The sequence below is a fragment of the Streptomyces sp. NPDC012794 genome, from assembly GCF_042901085.1.
Classification (GTDB): domain Bacteria; phylum Actinomycetota; class Actinomycetes; order Streptomycetales; family Streptomycetaceae; genus Streptomyces.
On sequence record NZ_JBIBCI010000009.1, the window covers coordinates 27,110 to 40,396 of the forward strand.

10 protein-coding genes are annotated in these 13,287 nt (G+C 74.7%); 2 read left to right on the plus strand and 8 right to left on the minus strand.

All coding sequences use genetic code 11. The annotated features are described in order from the left end of the window. Window positions 1–70 precede the first annotated feature (70 nt). Complete coding sequence (locus ACFY7H_RS18305; RefSeq protein ID WP_388939158.1) at window positions 71–1,591, plus strand: peptide MFS transporter; 1,521 nt, start codon at window positions 71–73, stop codon at window positions 1,589–1,591. A gap of 82 nt (window positions 1,592–1,673) precedes the next feature. On the opposite strand, the gene ACFY7H_RS18310 is transcribed toward ACFY7H_RS18305, so the two are convergent. From ACFY7H_RS18310 to hutU, 8 genes are all read right to left on the minus strand, one after another. After that, window positions 1,674–3,041, minus strand: coding sequence for a hypothetical protein (locus tag ACFY7H_RS18310; protein ID WP_388939159.1), 1,368 nt, complete (start codon window positions 3,039–3,041; stop codon window positions 1,674–1,676). Continuing rightward, window positions 3,038–4,135, minus strand: a complete 1,098-nt coding sequence (locus tag ACFY7H_RS18315) for a neocarzinostatin apoprotein domain-containing protein (protein WP_388939160.1) — start codon at window positions 4,133–4,135, stop codon at window positions 3,038–3,040. Before ACFY7H_RS18315 ends, ACFY7H_RS18310 begins: the two co-directional genes overlap by 4 nt. Further along, entirely contained in the window at window positions 4,132–5,178 is a 1,047-nt protein-coding gene (locus ACFY7H_RS18320) for a hypothetical protein (protein WP_388939161.1), read from the minus strand. The genes ACFY7H_RS18315 and ACFY7H_RS18320 overlap by 4 nt, the downstream gene beginning before the upstream one ends. Window positions 5,179–5,193: 15 nt before the next feature. After that, window positions 5,194–5,880 (minus strand): LPXTG cell wall anchor domain-containing protein, encoded by a 687-nt coding sequence (locus tag ACFY7H_RS18325; RefSeq protein WP_388939162.1) that lies wholly within the window; start codon window positions 5,878–5,880, stop codon window positions 5,194–5,196. A 138-nt stretch (window positions 5,881–6,018) separates the two neighbouring features. Beyond that, window positions 6,019–7,197, minus strand: a complete 1,179-nt coding sequence (hutI, locus tag ACFY7H_RS18330) for an imidazolonepropionase (RefSeq protein WP_388939163.1) — start codon at window positions 7,195–7,197, stop codon at window positions 6,019–6,021. 34 nt (window positions 7,198–7,231) lie between these two features. Continuing rightward, the gene (locus ACFY7H_RS18335) at window positions 7,232–8,572 is read right to left on the minus strand and encodes a formimidoylglutamate deiminase (protein WP_388939164.1); all 1,341 of its coding nucleotides are present in this window, start codon (window positions 8,570–8,572) and stop codon (window positions 7,232–7,234) included. Beyond that, on the minus strand, window positions 8,563–9,753 hold the full coding sequence (locus ACFY7H_RS18340) for an allantoate amidohydrolase (RefSeq protein WP_388939553.1): 1,191 nt from the start codon (window positions 9,751–9,753) through the stop codon (window positions 8,563–8,565). Before ACFY7H_RS18340 ends, ACFY7H_RS18335 begins: the two co-directional genes overlap by 10 nt. A gap of 59 nt (window positions 9,754–9,812) precedes the next feature. After that, entirely contained in the window at window positions 9,813–11,477 is a 1,665-nt protein-coding gene (gene hutU, locus ACFY7H_RS18345; protein WP_388939165.1) for a urocanate hydratase, read from the minus strand. Window positions 11,478–11,583: 106 nt separating this feature from the next. On the opposite strand from hutU, the gene ACFY7H_RS18350 reads away from it, so the two are divergent. Continuing rightward, window positions 11,584–12,930, plus strand: coding sequence for a diaminopimelate decarboxylase (locus ACFY7H_RS18350; RefSeq protein WP_388939167.1), 1,347 nt, complete (start codon window positions 11,584–11,586; stop codon window positions 12,928–12,930). Window positions 12,931–13,287: the final 357 nt, after the last annotated feature.

Below are 13,287 nucleotides of genomic sequence, written 5' to 3' on the forward strand. Positions count from 1 at the left end.
TGCCGGCCGCCCCCCACCGGGCGCTGAACAGCTCACGAAGCCGAGCGTCCCGAGCAAGCAAGGATCGACCATGGCTTCCAGCCTGACGAAGGACTCGCCGAGCGCAGCTCACGAGAAAACCGTCCTCGGCCACCCCGTTGGCCTGGCCACGCTGTTCATGACCGAGATGTGGGAGCGCTTCTCCTACTACGGCATGCGTGCGCTTCTCGTCCTGTACTTGGTCTCCGGCGGTGTCGACGCCGCGACCGACAGCCAGGGTGGCGGCCTCGGCTTCACCGCGGCGACGGCCACGGCGATCTACTCCGTGTACGTGGCGATGGTCTACCTCATGGCCATGCCCGGCGGCTGGTTCGGCGACCGCGTCTGGGGCGCCCGCAAGACGGTCGCCATCGCCGGTGGCGTGATCATGGCCGGCCACTTGTCGCTCGCGCTGCCCGGTCAGATCGCGTTCTTCGTCGGTCTGCTGCTGGTCGCGGTCGGCTCCGGTCTGCTGAAGGCCAACATCTCCACGATGGTCGGCCACCTCTACAAGAGCGTGGACGACCCGCGCCGTGACAGCGGCTTCACGATCTTCTACATCGGCATCAACGTCGGTGCCCTGCTCGCCCCGGTCGGCATCGGCATGGTCGGCGAGCTCGTGAACTGGCACCTCGGCTTCGCGCTCGCCGCCGTCGGCATGGGCATCGGCCTCGTGATCTACCTGCTCGCCGGCCGCACCCTGAGCCCGCAGAGCAGCCTGGTCCCGAACCCGCTGTCCTCGGCCGAGCGCAAGGCCGTGATCGTCAAGGCCCTCGTCGCCCTGGCCGTCGTCGTCGTCTTCTACGGCGCCGTGGTCGCGGCGGACATGTTCACCATCAAGTGGGCGCTGTACCCGATCACGATCGCCGGTCTGATCATTCCGGTCGCCGTCCTCGTCCGCATCAAGCGGGACAAGGACCTGTCCGCCGTCGAGCAGACCCGGATGAGCGCCTACATCTGGTTCTTCGTGGCCGCCGCCGTCTTCTGGATGATCTACGACCAGGGCGGTTCGACCCTCTCGCTCTTCGGTGACAAGAACTCCGAGCGCAGCCTGCTCGGCTGGGAAGTCCCGACCACCATCTTCCAGTCGCTGAACCCGCTCTTCGTGGTGGCCCTGGCCCCGGTCTTCGCCGCCGCGTGGGTGGCCCTGGCCCGCCGCAACCGCGAGCCCAGCACCATCGTGAAGTTCTCGGCGGCCCTGATCATCGTCGGCGCCTCGTTCTTCGTCTTCGCCCTGCCGCTGAGCCAGACCGCCGGCAACGACACCAAGGTCACCATGTGGTGGCTGGTGCTCATCTTCCTGATGCACACGCTCGCCGAGCTGTGCCTGTCCCCGGTCGGCCTGTCGGTCACCACGAAGATGGCTCCGCAGAAGTACGGCTCCCAGATGATGGGCGTCTGGTTCCTCGCCGTCACCGCCGGTGACTGCGTCACCGGTCTGCTCGGTCTGGCCGAGGTGCAGCTGAACGGCGTGGGGATCATCCTCTTCCAGGCCGCCGCCGCCGTGCTCGCCGGTGTCGCGATCTACATGTACCGCCAGAAGGTCAACGCGCTGATGGGCGACATGAACTGACGCCCCCCGCGCCCCGCGCGAGCGGTGAACGGCCCGGCACACCTTCCGGTGTGCCGGGCCGTTCCGTTGTCCGGGGTACGGGTCAACGGGGCCCGCGCAGGCGGCGCCACGGGGTGAAGGTGAAGACCGCGCCGCCGAGGAGGATCACGGTGCCGGCGACCAGGGCCAGCGCCTTGACGCCGCCCTCGTCACCGGCGCCGGTCTCGGCGAGGCCGCCCGAGGCGGCCGAGGAGCCGCCGGTGGTGGAGCCGCCGGTGGTGGAGCCGCCGGTGGTGGAGCCGCCGGTGGTGGAGCCGGAGCCGCCCGGCTGGGCGGTGGTGTCCAGCTCCAGGGAGACCCCGCTGCTGGCCGCCTTGCAGGGCACGTTGATCGGGGTCGAGCCCGGGGCCATCGTGACGTCGATCGTCAGCTGGTCGGGGCTCAGCGTCACCTTGCCCGTCTTGCCGGGCTTGTAGGTGCCGGTCATGTCGCTGAGGCTGACCGGGGCCTTGTCGGGGATCGGCTCGGCGTTCGCCGGGCCGGTGACCTTGACCGTGCCGCTGTCGGCGCCGCCCAGCTTGATGTCCATCGAGGGCTTGAGGGCCCCGGCGGGCAGGGCCATGGGCGCGGCCATGGCTCCCTTGGCGGTCTTGACCGTGAGGTCGTAGGCGCCGCCCGCGTTCTTCATGGCGTTGACGGTGACCGGGGTCTTGATGCCGCCGGGGACGACCGCGCCGCAGTCGTAGGCCACCTCCACGGGCTTGCCGGGGAAGTCGGTCTGGCCGCCGCCCCCTCCGGTGGTGCCGCCCGTGGTGGTGGACCCGCCGGAGGTGGACCCGCCGGAGGTGGTCGAGCCGCCGGAGGTGGTCGAGCCGCCGGTCGTGCCGCCCGTCGTCGTGCCACCGCTCGTCGTGCCGCCGCTGCCGCCGCCGCCCGACACGTCGATCGTCGCCCCGCCCTTCACCTCGCCCACCGGGGAGCACTTGGTGACGAAGGTGCCGAAGGAGAAGGTGACCGCGACCTCGTACTTGCCCGGGGTGACGGTGATCTTCCCGGCCTTGGTCAGCTTCAGCTTGCCCTTCATGGTGGACATCACCATGGGGGCCTTCTTCGGGATCTCCGGGTTCTTCTTCTCCCCGACGACCTTGACCTCCCCTCCCCCGCCGCCGACGGTGAGCCAGCCGGTGGGCTGCACCGAGTCCTTCGGGATCACCATCAGGTCGGTGTTGTTCGAGGCGGGCTTCACCGTCTCCCACGACACGTCGACCTCGTCGCCGACCTTGGCCGTGGCCGGGGCGGTGATCCTGGCGGTGGTCTCGCCCTCCACCGGATCGCCGCCACCGGCCGGCGGTACGCACTTGACCTTGAACGTGGCCTCGGCGGCCTGGGCGGGGGAAGCCGCCACGGCGATACCCGCGCCGCCGAGCAGCAGCGCGGCCACGGCCGCGCTCGCCCTCCGTTGGGTCTTCACGATGGTCCCTTCGTCGTCGGACTGTGATCGGACGGTGCGGACGTGTGTGGGGGCCGTGCGTCCCGCGGCTCCGGGGTGAACCACGGCAGGACCGCCGTCGGGGCGTCGGGCGCCCGTACGGCGGGGACCTCCGGCGGGCGCGCGGTCGCCTCCGGGCCCGGGGAGGCCGCGTCGGGGGCCTTCCGGGCGCCCCGGTGGCGGCCGGGGGCCCCGGGGCGGGGGCGGACCCGGTCGACGACGGCCATGCCGAGGCGGAAGAGCGCCGTCGGGATCACCACCAGGAGCAGGCCCCAGAACAGCAGCACCCCATACGGGCGGTCCACGCCCCAGGGCTGGGTGGCCAGGACCGTGTCCCCGTACTTGAGGGAGACGGTGTAGTCGCCGTGGGCGCCCGCCGGCAGGGCCACGTCCAGCGCGACCTCCGCCTTGCCGCCCGGCGGGATCGTCCCCTTCCAGCGGGCTTCCTCCCACACCGGGGCGAAGACCCCGTGCGCGGTGCCGAGCTGGAAGACGGGGTCCCTGACCGGGGCCGCGCCGAGGTTGCCGACGGTGGCGGTGAACGTGCGGCCGGGCGGGGCGCCGAACCAGGTCAGCACCCCGTCGCCGCCCTTGAGCCGGACCCCCGTCAGCAGCGCCAGCCGGGCGGTGCCGGACTCGGCGGGCAGGTCCGCCACCGGATGGCCGGTGATCCTGATCGGCACCGCCACCGTGGACCGGTCCCCGTTGACGGAGGTCACGTGGACCACGCAGGGGCAGGGCTTGGGCGGTTCCGCGACGGGCAGCCGGGCGGTGAAGCGACCGTCGTCGGTGACGGAGACGGCCGCTCCTTCGGCGTTGGCGCAGCTGTTGGTGCCGCCGATCATGTTCTGGCCGCAGACCAGCAGCATGACGAGGGTCTTCGCCCGCCAGCCGGTGCCGGTGACCGTGATCTCGGTCCCCTTGGCCGCCTCCTGGAGGGAGAGCGCCGCGGTCGGCTTCGCCTCGTCGGCGGCGACGGGGGCGGCGGCCGGGAGCAGCGGGAGCAGGGCCAGGGCGAGGGCCGCCAGGGCCGCGCCGAGGGGGGTCGCGGGCTTCGCGCCGGCCGTGCGGCTCACCTGGGGGCTCCCGTCAGCTCGTGCTCGTGCGCGTGCGCGTGCGCGTGTTCCGGGTCGCGGGCCTGCGGGCTCCCGGGCGGCCCGTACGGTTCCGCGCGCCGCGAGCGCCGGGCGCGCCGGGCGCGTACGAGGAGCAGCGCGGCCAGTACGGTCCCGCCGGCGGTGAGCAGGGCTCCGGCGGCCAGGGTGGCCCTGCCGCTGGGCGCCAGCCACGCCGGGGCGGTGGCGGTGGCCGGTGCCGCTCCCGGGGCGGTGACGGTGAGGGTGAGGGCGACCCGGTCGAGGGCGGGCGCGGCGGGCCAGGGTTCGCTCAGCCGGGCCCGCCGGCCGGGCGGCAGCTCGACGGGCAGGGTGCGGGCGGGCCGGGCGGGGATCTCGCGGAGGGTGCCCTCGGCGCTCAGGGCGAGCTCGGGGGCGAGGGCGACGTTGCCCCGGTTGACCAGGGTGTAGTCGATGACGGTGGCCGCGCCGTGACCGCGTACGGAGACGTCCTCGACGGTGAGCGCGGCCACCGCCGGGCCGCCGACCCGCAGGTGGACCCGTACCCCGGTCTCGCGGCGGCCGGCCTCCGAGGCGACGACGGCGGCGGGGTGGTCGCCGGGCGGGGCGGCGGGCGGCACGGTGACGGTGAAGGGGACCACCGCGCGGGTGCGGGGCGGGAGTTTCACCGTGGTGGCGCCGCCGAAGCTGATCCAGGAGCCCGCTGCGGACCCGCTACCCGCCGGGCGGGCTCCGGCCCCGGGCGCGGCGGGGCGCACGGCGAGGGCTCCGTCGGGCGTGTGGTGGGCGTCGGCCCCGCGCAGGGTGACGGTGTGCTCGCGGTCGCCGGGGTTGTCGAGGGCGAGGCGGTCTTCCAGGACGGTCCCCGCGGGGCCCGTGAGGTAGAAGGCCGGGCGCGCGGGGCCGGGGCGGGCGGTGGCCGGTCCGGCGCTCCAGCCGGGCTCATCGGCGGCCGCGGCCGGGGCCCCGTACAGGGTGGCGGTCCCGTACAGGGTGGTGGCGGCGAGGAGTGCGGCGCCGGGCCGCTTGAGAGCGTGGAGCACGGGCGGGCGCTCCGTTCAGGACCCGGTCCGCTGGGGCTGGCGGCCGCGCCGGGTCAGCCAGAGCACCCCGGCGGCGCCGGAGAGCAGCACGGTGGCACCGAGGGTGCCGAGGGCGAGCGCGGAGTCGGCGGGGCCGGTCTGCGGCAGGGTGGGTTCGCCGCCCGGGCCGCCGGTCTGGGGGGCGCCGCCGCCGGCCGCCGTGACGTCCAGCTCCAGGGACGGCCGGGGGCTGTTGCCCGGGGTGCAGGTGGTGGTGGTGCCCATGGCCTTGATGGTGAGGACGCCCGCGGTGAAGGTGACCTTGCCGCTCTTCTTCGGGGTGTAGGTTCCCGAGAGGTCGGTGATCTTAATGGGGGTGTTGGCGGGGGCGGCCTCGGGGTTGGGCGGTCCCGAGACCGGTACGGAGGCCTTCTCCGCGCCGTCGGCCATGATCACGGCGCTGGGGTTCATCGCGCCCTTGCCGAGCTCGATGGGGCTGGAGGAGACGCCCTTCTGGAAGGACATCGTCAGCTTGTAGCCGTCGCCCTCCTTGACGGCCTTGATGTCGATGGGCGAGACCGCCGACTTGTCGCCGATCGGGGTCTGGCAGTCGTACTGGACGTCGACCACGTCGGCGTGGGCCGCGGGGGCGGCGAGCAGGACCGCGGATCCGGCGAGCGCGGACGCCAGCGCGAGTGCGGTGGAACGTTTCCGGTCGGACACCTTCGTCTTCCCCTCGGCCACAACTTACTGACGGCACATCAGATCGGTGGCACAAGGTACGCCCGGGACCTCGCGGAGGGAAGACAAAGGGCGGTCGGCGCTTCGGGCGGTGCGCGGGCGGGCGGGCGCCGCCGCCGGTCAGGCGGCGCGCACCCCCCGCTGCCAGACGGCGGAGACGAGCGGGACGCCCGGCCGGTAGGCGAGGTGGACGTGGCTCGGGGCGTCGAGCAGGGCCAGGTCCGCGCGGGCGCCGGGCGCCAGACGGCCGATGTCGCCCCGGCGCAGGGCGCGGGCCCCGCCGGCGGTGGCGGCCCACAGCGCCTCGTCGGGGGTCATTCCCATGTCCCGGACGGCGAGGGCGATGCAGAACGGCATGGAACTCGTGTACGAGGACCCGGGGTTGCAGTCCGTCGACAGGGCCACGGTGGCGCCCGCGTCGAGCAGCCGGCGGGCGTCGGGCCACTGGGCGCGGGTGGAGAACTCGGCGCCGGGCAGCAGGGTCGCCACGGTGACGCCGGCCGCCTGGGCGAGGGCGTCCACGTCGGCGTCGGTGAGGTGGGTGCAGTGGTCGGCGGAGGCGGCTTCGAGCTCGACGGCGAGCCGCACGCCGGGGCCGTGGGAGAGCTGGTTGGCGTGGACGCGCGGGATCAGCCCGGCGGCGGCGCCTGCGGTGAGGACGGCGCGGGCCTGCTCGCCGTCGAAGGCGCCCTTCTCGCAGAAGACGTCCACCCAGCGGGCGTGCGGGGCGCAGGCCTGCAGCATCTCGCCGGTGACGAGGTCGACGTAGCCCGCCGGGTCGTCGGCGTAGTCGGGGGAGACGATGTGCGCGCCGAGGTAGGTGACCTCCTCGGTGTGCGCGGAGGCGATGCGCAGGGCGCGGGCCTCGTCGGCGACGGTGAGGCCGTAGCCGGACTTGGTCTCGAAGGTGGTGGTGCCCTGGCGGCGGGCTTCGTGGAGGTGGCGCAGCAGGTTGGCCTCCAGCTCCGCGTCGGTGGCGGCGCGGGTGGCGGCGACGGTGGTGCGGATGCCGCCGGCGGAGTAGGCGCGGCCGGACATCCGGGCGTTGAACTCGGCGGTGCGGTCCCCCGCGAAGACGAGGTGGCTGTGGGAGTCGACGAAGCCGGGGATGACGGCGCGGCCCTTCGCGTCGAAGGACGCGTCGGCGGCGGGGGCGTCGGTGGCGGGGCCGGTCCAGGCGATGGTGTCGCCGTCCATGACGAGGGCGGCGTTCTCGATCAGGCCGAGGGGGCCGCCGTCGCCCTGGGCGGGGTCGTTGGTGACGAGGCTGCCGATGTTGGTGATGACGGTGGTGCTCATGGGTTCCTCTCGGGAGGTTCCGGTCCCGGCGGCGTCAGCCGCGGACGGCCGCGATCGATGCGGCGAGGGCGGCGGCGACGTCCCCGACCAGCGTGTGGGCACCGTCGCGGACCACGTGCCGGCCCCCGACCACCGTGTGGCGGACATCGGCGGCCGAGGCGGCGAAGACGGCCGTCTCCGCGCCGAGGCGCGGCAGCGGGCCGGCGGTGCGTACGGAGTCCAGCGCGACGGTGGTGAAGTCCGCCAGGGCGCCCGCCTCCAGGCGGCCGGCGTCCGGCAGGCCCAGCGCGGCGTGCCCGTCGGCGGTGGCGGCCGTCAGCAGGGCGTTCGCGGTCCAGTGCCCCCGCGTCCGGCTGCGCAGCCGCTCGTTCAGCTCCATCGCCCGCGCCTCCTCCAGCAGGTCGATCACGGCGTGGCTGTCGCTGCCGAGCGACAGCGGACTGCCCGCCCGCTGGAGCCGGCCGGCCGGGCCGATGCCGTCGGCGAGGTCGCGTTCGGTGGTGGGGCACATGCAGGTGCCGGTGGAGGTCCCGCCGAGCAGGGCGATGTCCCCGTCCGTCAGGTGCGTGTTGTGGACGCCGGTGGTGCGCGGGCCGAGCACCCCGTGGTCGGCGAGCAGCTGCGTGGGCGTACGGCCGTGGGCGGCCTGGCAGGCGTCGTTCTCGGCGGTCTGCTCGGACAGGTGGACGTGCAGGGGTGCCCGCCGCTCCCGCGCCCATTCGGCGACCGTGGCGAGCCGGCCGGCGGGTACGGCGCGCACGGAGTGGATCGCCGCGCCGATCAGCGCGTGCTCCCGGGGCTTGAGCGCGGACACGCGCTCCGCCCAGGCGTCGGCGGTGCCGTCGGAGAACCGCAGCTGGTGCGCGTTCGGCGCCTCCCCGAAGCCCGAGGACAGGTACGCGGTGTCGAGGAGGGTGATGCGGATGCCCGCCGCGGCCGCGGCCTCGATCAGGGCCTCGCCCATGGCGTTCAGGTCGGCGTAGGGGGTGCCGCCGGGCGCGTGGTGGACGTAGTGGAACTCGCCGACGTTGGTGATGCCGGCCAGGGCCATCTCGGCGTACACGGCGCGGGCGAGGTCGAAGTAACTGTCCGGGGTGAGGTTCTGGGCGACCTTGTACATGACGTCGCGCCAGGTCCAGAAGGTGCCCGAGCCGACCTGCACGACCGAGCGCAGGGCCCGGTGGAAGGCGTGGCTGTGGGCGTTGGCCAGGCCGGGCAGGGTCAGTCCGCGCAGCGCCTCCGCGCCGGGGGGCGGGGTGGCGGTCCCGGTGCGCAGGGCGGCGATCCGCCCGTCCGCCGACACGTCGAGGGCCACGCCCGGCTCGACGGCGTCGCCGAGCCAGGCGTGTTCCAGCCAGTACGTCTTCAGCGGCATGCCAGGCCTTCCAGTACGTCGGCGAGGGCGAGGACACCGGCCACGCAGTCGTCCTCGGCCGCGAACTCCCTCGGGGAGTGGGAGACGCCGGTGGGGTTGCGTACGAACAGCATCGCGGTCGGGGCCGATCCGGAGAGGATTCCGGCGTCGTGTCCCGCGCCCGTGCCGAGGACGGGGACGGACCCGCCCAGGATCCGGTTGAGCTCGTCGCGCAGGGCGTGCTCGAACTCGACGACCGGGGTGAAGGACTCCCGTACGACGTTCAGGTCGATGCCGTCGCGGTCGGCGTGCTCGCGGGCCGCCTTCTCGACGGCCGTGACGACCGTGTCGAGGGTGGCCTGGTCGGCGGCGCGGGAGTCCAGCCAGCCCCGGACGAGGGAGGGGATGGCGTTGACGCCGTTCGGCTCGACGGAGATCTTGCCGAAGGTGGCGACGGCGCCGGCGAGGGCCGCTTCCTGACGGGCGGCGAGCACGGTCTGCGCGTACGCGAGCATCGGGTCGCGGCGGTCCACGAGGCGGGTGGTGCCCGCGTGGTTGGCCTCGCCGTGGAAGTCGAACCGCCAGCGGCCGTGCGGCCAGATCGCGGAGGCGATGCCGACGCGGTCGCCGGACAGGTCGAGGGCGCGGCCCTGTTCGACGTGCAGCTCGACGAAGGCACCGATGCGGGCGAGGCGTTCGGGGTCCGGGCCGATGGTCTGCGGGTCGTACCCGGCGGCCTCCATGGCCCGCGGGAGGCTGACGCCGTCGGCGTCGCGCAGTTCGTACGCCTTCTCCCTGGTCAGCTGTCCGGCGGCGAGCCGGGAGCCGACGCAGGCCAGCCCGAAGCGGGCGCCCTCCTCGTCACCGAAGTTGGTGATGGCCAGCGGCCGGGTGGGGGCGGCGCCGCGGGCGCGGAGCTCGTCGAGGGCGGCGAAGGAGGACACCACTCCGAGGGGGCCGTCGAAGGCCCCGCCGTCGGGGACGGAGTCGAGGTGGGAGCCGGTGACCACGGCGTCCCCGGCGAGGGGGTCGCCGAGCCAGGCCCACTGGTTGCCGTTGCGGTCCACCTCGTACGTCAGCCCGCGGGCCTCCGCCTGCGCCCGGAACCAGGCCCGGCAGTCGGCGTCGGCGCCGGTCCAGGCGTAGCGGCGGTAGCCGCCGCTGCCGCTGTCGCGGCCGATCGGGGCGAGGTCGGCCCACATGGTGTGGAAGGAGGACGCCGCCCCCGGCCGGGCGGCCGGGGACGGGTCGTGGGGCGAGGTCACGCGGGGTCACCCTCGCGCATCGGGACGCGGACGCCGCGCTCGTCGGCGACCGTCTCGGCGATGTCGTAGCCGGCGTCGACGTGGCGGATGACGCCCATGCCGGGGTCGTTGGTGAGGACGCGGCGGATCTTCTCGCCGGCCAGCGGGGTGCCGTCGGCGACGGTGACCTGGCCGGCGTGGATGGAGCGGCCCATGCCGACGCCGCCGCCGTGGTGGATGGACACCCAGGAGGCGCCGGAGGCCACGTTGACCATGGCGTTGAGCAGCGGCCAGTCGGCGATCGCGTCGGAGCCGTCGAGCATGGCCTCGGTCTCGCGGTAGGGGGAGGCCACGGAGCCGCAGTCGAGGTGGTCGCGGCCGATGGCCAGCGGGGCGGCCAGCTCGCCGCTCGCGACCATGTCGTTGAAGCGCTCGCCGGCCCGGTCGCGCTCGCCGTAGCCGAGCCAGCAGATGCGGGCCGGCAGGCCCTGGAAGTGCACGCGCTCGCCGGCCATCTTGATCCAGCGGTGCAGGGACTCGTTCTCGGGGAAGAGCTCCAGCATCGCCTTGTCGGTCTTGGCGATGTCCGAGGCCTCGCCGGACAGGGCGGCCCAGCGGAAGGGGCCCTTGCCCTCGCAGAACAGCGGGCGGATGTAGGCGGGGACGAAGCCGGGGAAGGCGAAGGCGCGGTCGTAGCCGGCCAGCTGGGCCTCGCCGCGGATCGAGTTGCCGTAGTCGAAGACCTCGGCGCCGGCGTCCATGAAGCCGACCATGGCCTCGACGTGCCTGGCCATGGACTCGCGGGCGCGGGTGGTGAAGCCCGCCGGGTCCTTGGCCGCGTAGTCGGCCATGTCGTCGAAGTCGACGCCGACGGGCAGGTAGGAGAGCGGGTCGTGGGCGCTCGTCTGGTCGGTGACGATGTCGATCGGCGCGCCCTCGGCCAGCATCTGCGGGAGCAGTTCGGCGGCGTTGCCGAGGAGGCCGATGGAGAGCGGCCTGCGGGCGTCGCGGGCCTCGGTGGCGAGCTGGAGGGCGTGGGCGAGGCCGTCGGCCTTCACGTCGAGGTAGCGGTGCTCGATGCGGCGCTCGATGGCGCGCGGGTCGACGTCGACGCAGATGGCGACGCCGTCGTTCATCGTCACGGCCAGCGGCTGGGCGCCGCCCATGCCGCCGAGGCCGGCGGTGAGGGTGATGGTGCCGGCGAGGGTGCCGCCGAACTTCTTCGCGGCGACGGCCGCGAAGGTCTCGTACGTGCCCTGGAGGATGCCCTGGGTGCCGATGTAGATCCAGGAGCCGGCCGTCATCTGGCCGTACATGGTCAGGCCCAGGTGCTCCAGCCGGCGGAACTCCTCCCAGTTGGCCCAGTCGCCGACCAGGTTGGAGTTGGCGAGCAGGACGCGCGGCGCCCACTCGTGGGTCTGCATCACGCCGACCGGGCGGCCGGACTGGACCAGCATGGTCTCGTCCTGCTTGAGGGTGCGCAGGGTGCGGACCATCGCGTCGAAGGAGCGCCAGTCGCGGGCGGCCTTGCCGGTGCCGCCGTAGACGACGAGCTTGTCGGGGTGCTCCGCGACCTCGGGGTCGAGGTTGTTCTGCAGCATCCGGAGGGCGGCCTCCTGCTGCCATCCCAGGGTGCTGAGCTCGGTGCCTCGCGCGGCCCGTACGGGGCGGGGTCCTGACATGGCTGGGTGCCTCCTCCGGTGTTGGTCAATCCATTCACATCCTCGCGGCATGAATAGTTCCAGTCAACAGCTGCGGGCGGGTCGGCCTGATGATGGGATGGCGGACATGGCCGCCGAGACGCACACGCAGGGCACCGCCGAGCGCCGCGACCGGGCCGTACGGGCCGCCGTGCAGCAGGGACTGCTGGAGCGCGAGCCCGTGGTCTGCCTGCTGGACGTGGCCGGTATCCGCGCCTCCGCCGCCGCCCTGGCCGGCGCGTTCGGGGCCGCCCTGCCACCGGGCACGCCCGTCCTGCACACCTTCGCGGTGAAGGCCGCCCCGCTGGTCCCCGTCCTGCGGCTGCTCGCGGAGGCCGGGATCGGCTGCGAGGCGGCCAGCCCCGGCGAGCTCGCCCTGGCCCGGGCCGCCGGGGTCCCGGCGGAGCGGACGGTGCTCGACTCCCCCGCGAAGACGGTGGAGGAGCTGCGCGCGGCGCTGGCCCTGGGGGTCGCCGTCAACGCCGACAACCGGCAGGAGCTGGAGCGCCTCGACGCCCTCGTGGCGGCGGCCCCCACCCGCTCCCCCGTCGGGCTGCGGATCAACCCCCAGACCGGCGCCGGGGCCATCGACGCCCTGTCCACGGCCACCGCCACCTCCAAGTTCGGCTTCCCGCTGCGCGATCCGGGGGCGCGCGAGGCGCTCGTACGGGCCTTCGCGGAACGGCCGTGGCTGACCCGGCTGCACACCCACTCGGGCTCGCAGGGCGTGCCGCTGCCGCTGATCGCGCAGGGGGTGCGGGAGCTGCACGCGCTGGCCGAGGAGATCAACGCGGCGGCCGGGGAGCGGCGGGTCGACACCCTCGACATCGGCGGCGGGCTGCCGGTGAACTTCGCCTCGGACGAGCACGCCCCGGGCTGGGAGGCGTACGCGGAGGCCCTGCGCGAGGGCGTGCCGGGGCTCTTCGACGGCTCGTACGGGCTGGTCACCGAGTTCGGGCGGTCGCTGCTGGCCAAGCACGGGCTGGTGCTGGCCCGGGTCGAGTACACGAAGGAGGCGGGCGGCCGCCGCATCGCCCTGACCCACGCGGGCGTCCAGCTGGCCACCCGCACCGTGTACGCGCCGGCGGCCTGGCCGCTGCGGATCCTGGCGTACGACGCCGGGGGCGCCCCCAGGAACGGCACTCCGGTGGCCCAGGACATCGCGGGCCCGGCCTGCTTCGCGGGGGACCTGCTGGCCACCGCCCGGGAGCTGCCGGAACTCTCCCCGGGCGACGTGATCGCCGTCCCGGACACCGGCGCGTACTTCTTCACCGCCCACTACGGCTACAACAGCCTCCCCCGCCCGGCGGTCCACGGCTTCACGGCCGGCCCCGCCCCGCAGGACCCCGTCCGCTTCACCCTCGCGCGCCCGGCGCAGTCCGTGGCGGAGATCGTCGCCGAGGCGGGCGGCGCCTACCGGGACGCGCTGCTGTAGGAGCGGGGTGGCAGGCGCTGGGGCAGGGCCAGGCGGCGCGGCCGGGGGCAGTGGCAGGCGCCGGAGACGCAGGGGCAGGCGGCGAAGCCGGGGCCGGGCCGGCAAGGGCGGGCGCCGGCGCGTCGCCGAAGGAGCGGGCCCCAGGGCGGCCGCGGGGCCAGGCGGCGGAGCCAGAGCCAGGCGGCGCGGCCGGGGGCAGGCGCCGAGGCAGGGCCTCAGGGGCAGGAGCCGGCGCCGGGGCCGGAAGCGGCCCGCAGGGCCGGGGCTGGGGCTGGGGCCCGGAGCCGGGCGGGGGCCGGGCCGCGGGGGCGGGCGCCTGGGCGGAACCGCGGGCTCGGGGCGGAGGCGCAGGGGCGG

Bases quoted from the DNA above. Each gene is read 5' to 3' on its own strand.
- ACFY7H_RS18350 (WP_388939167.1), top strand. From the start codon at position 11,584: ATGGCCGCCGAGACGCACACGCAGGGCACCGCCGAGCGCCGCGACCGG.
- hutI (WP_388939163.1), bottom strand. From the start codon at position 7,197: ATGAGCACCACCGTCATCACCAACATCGGCAGCCTCGTCACCAACGAC.
- ACFY7H_RS18335 (WP_388939164.1), bottom strand. From the start codon at position 8,572: ATGCCGCTGAAGACGTACTGGCTGGAACACGCCTGGCTCGGCGACGCC.
- ACFY7H_RS18305 (WP_388939158.1), top strand. From the start codon at position 71: ATGGCTTCCAGCCTGACGAAGGACTCGCCGAGCGCAGCTCACGAGAAA.
- hutU (WP_388939165.1), bottom strand. From the start codon at position 11,477: ATGTCAGGACCCCGCCCCGTACGGGCCGCGCGAGGCACCGAGCTCAGC.
- ACFY7H_RS18340 (WP_388939553.1), bottom strand. From the start codon at position 9,753: ATGTGGGCCGACCTCGCCCCGATCGGCCGCGACAGCGGCAGCGGCGGC.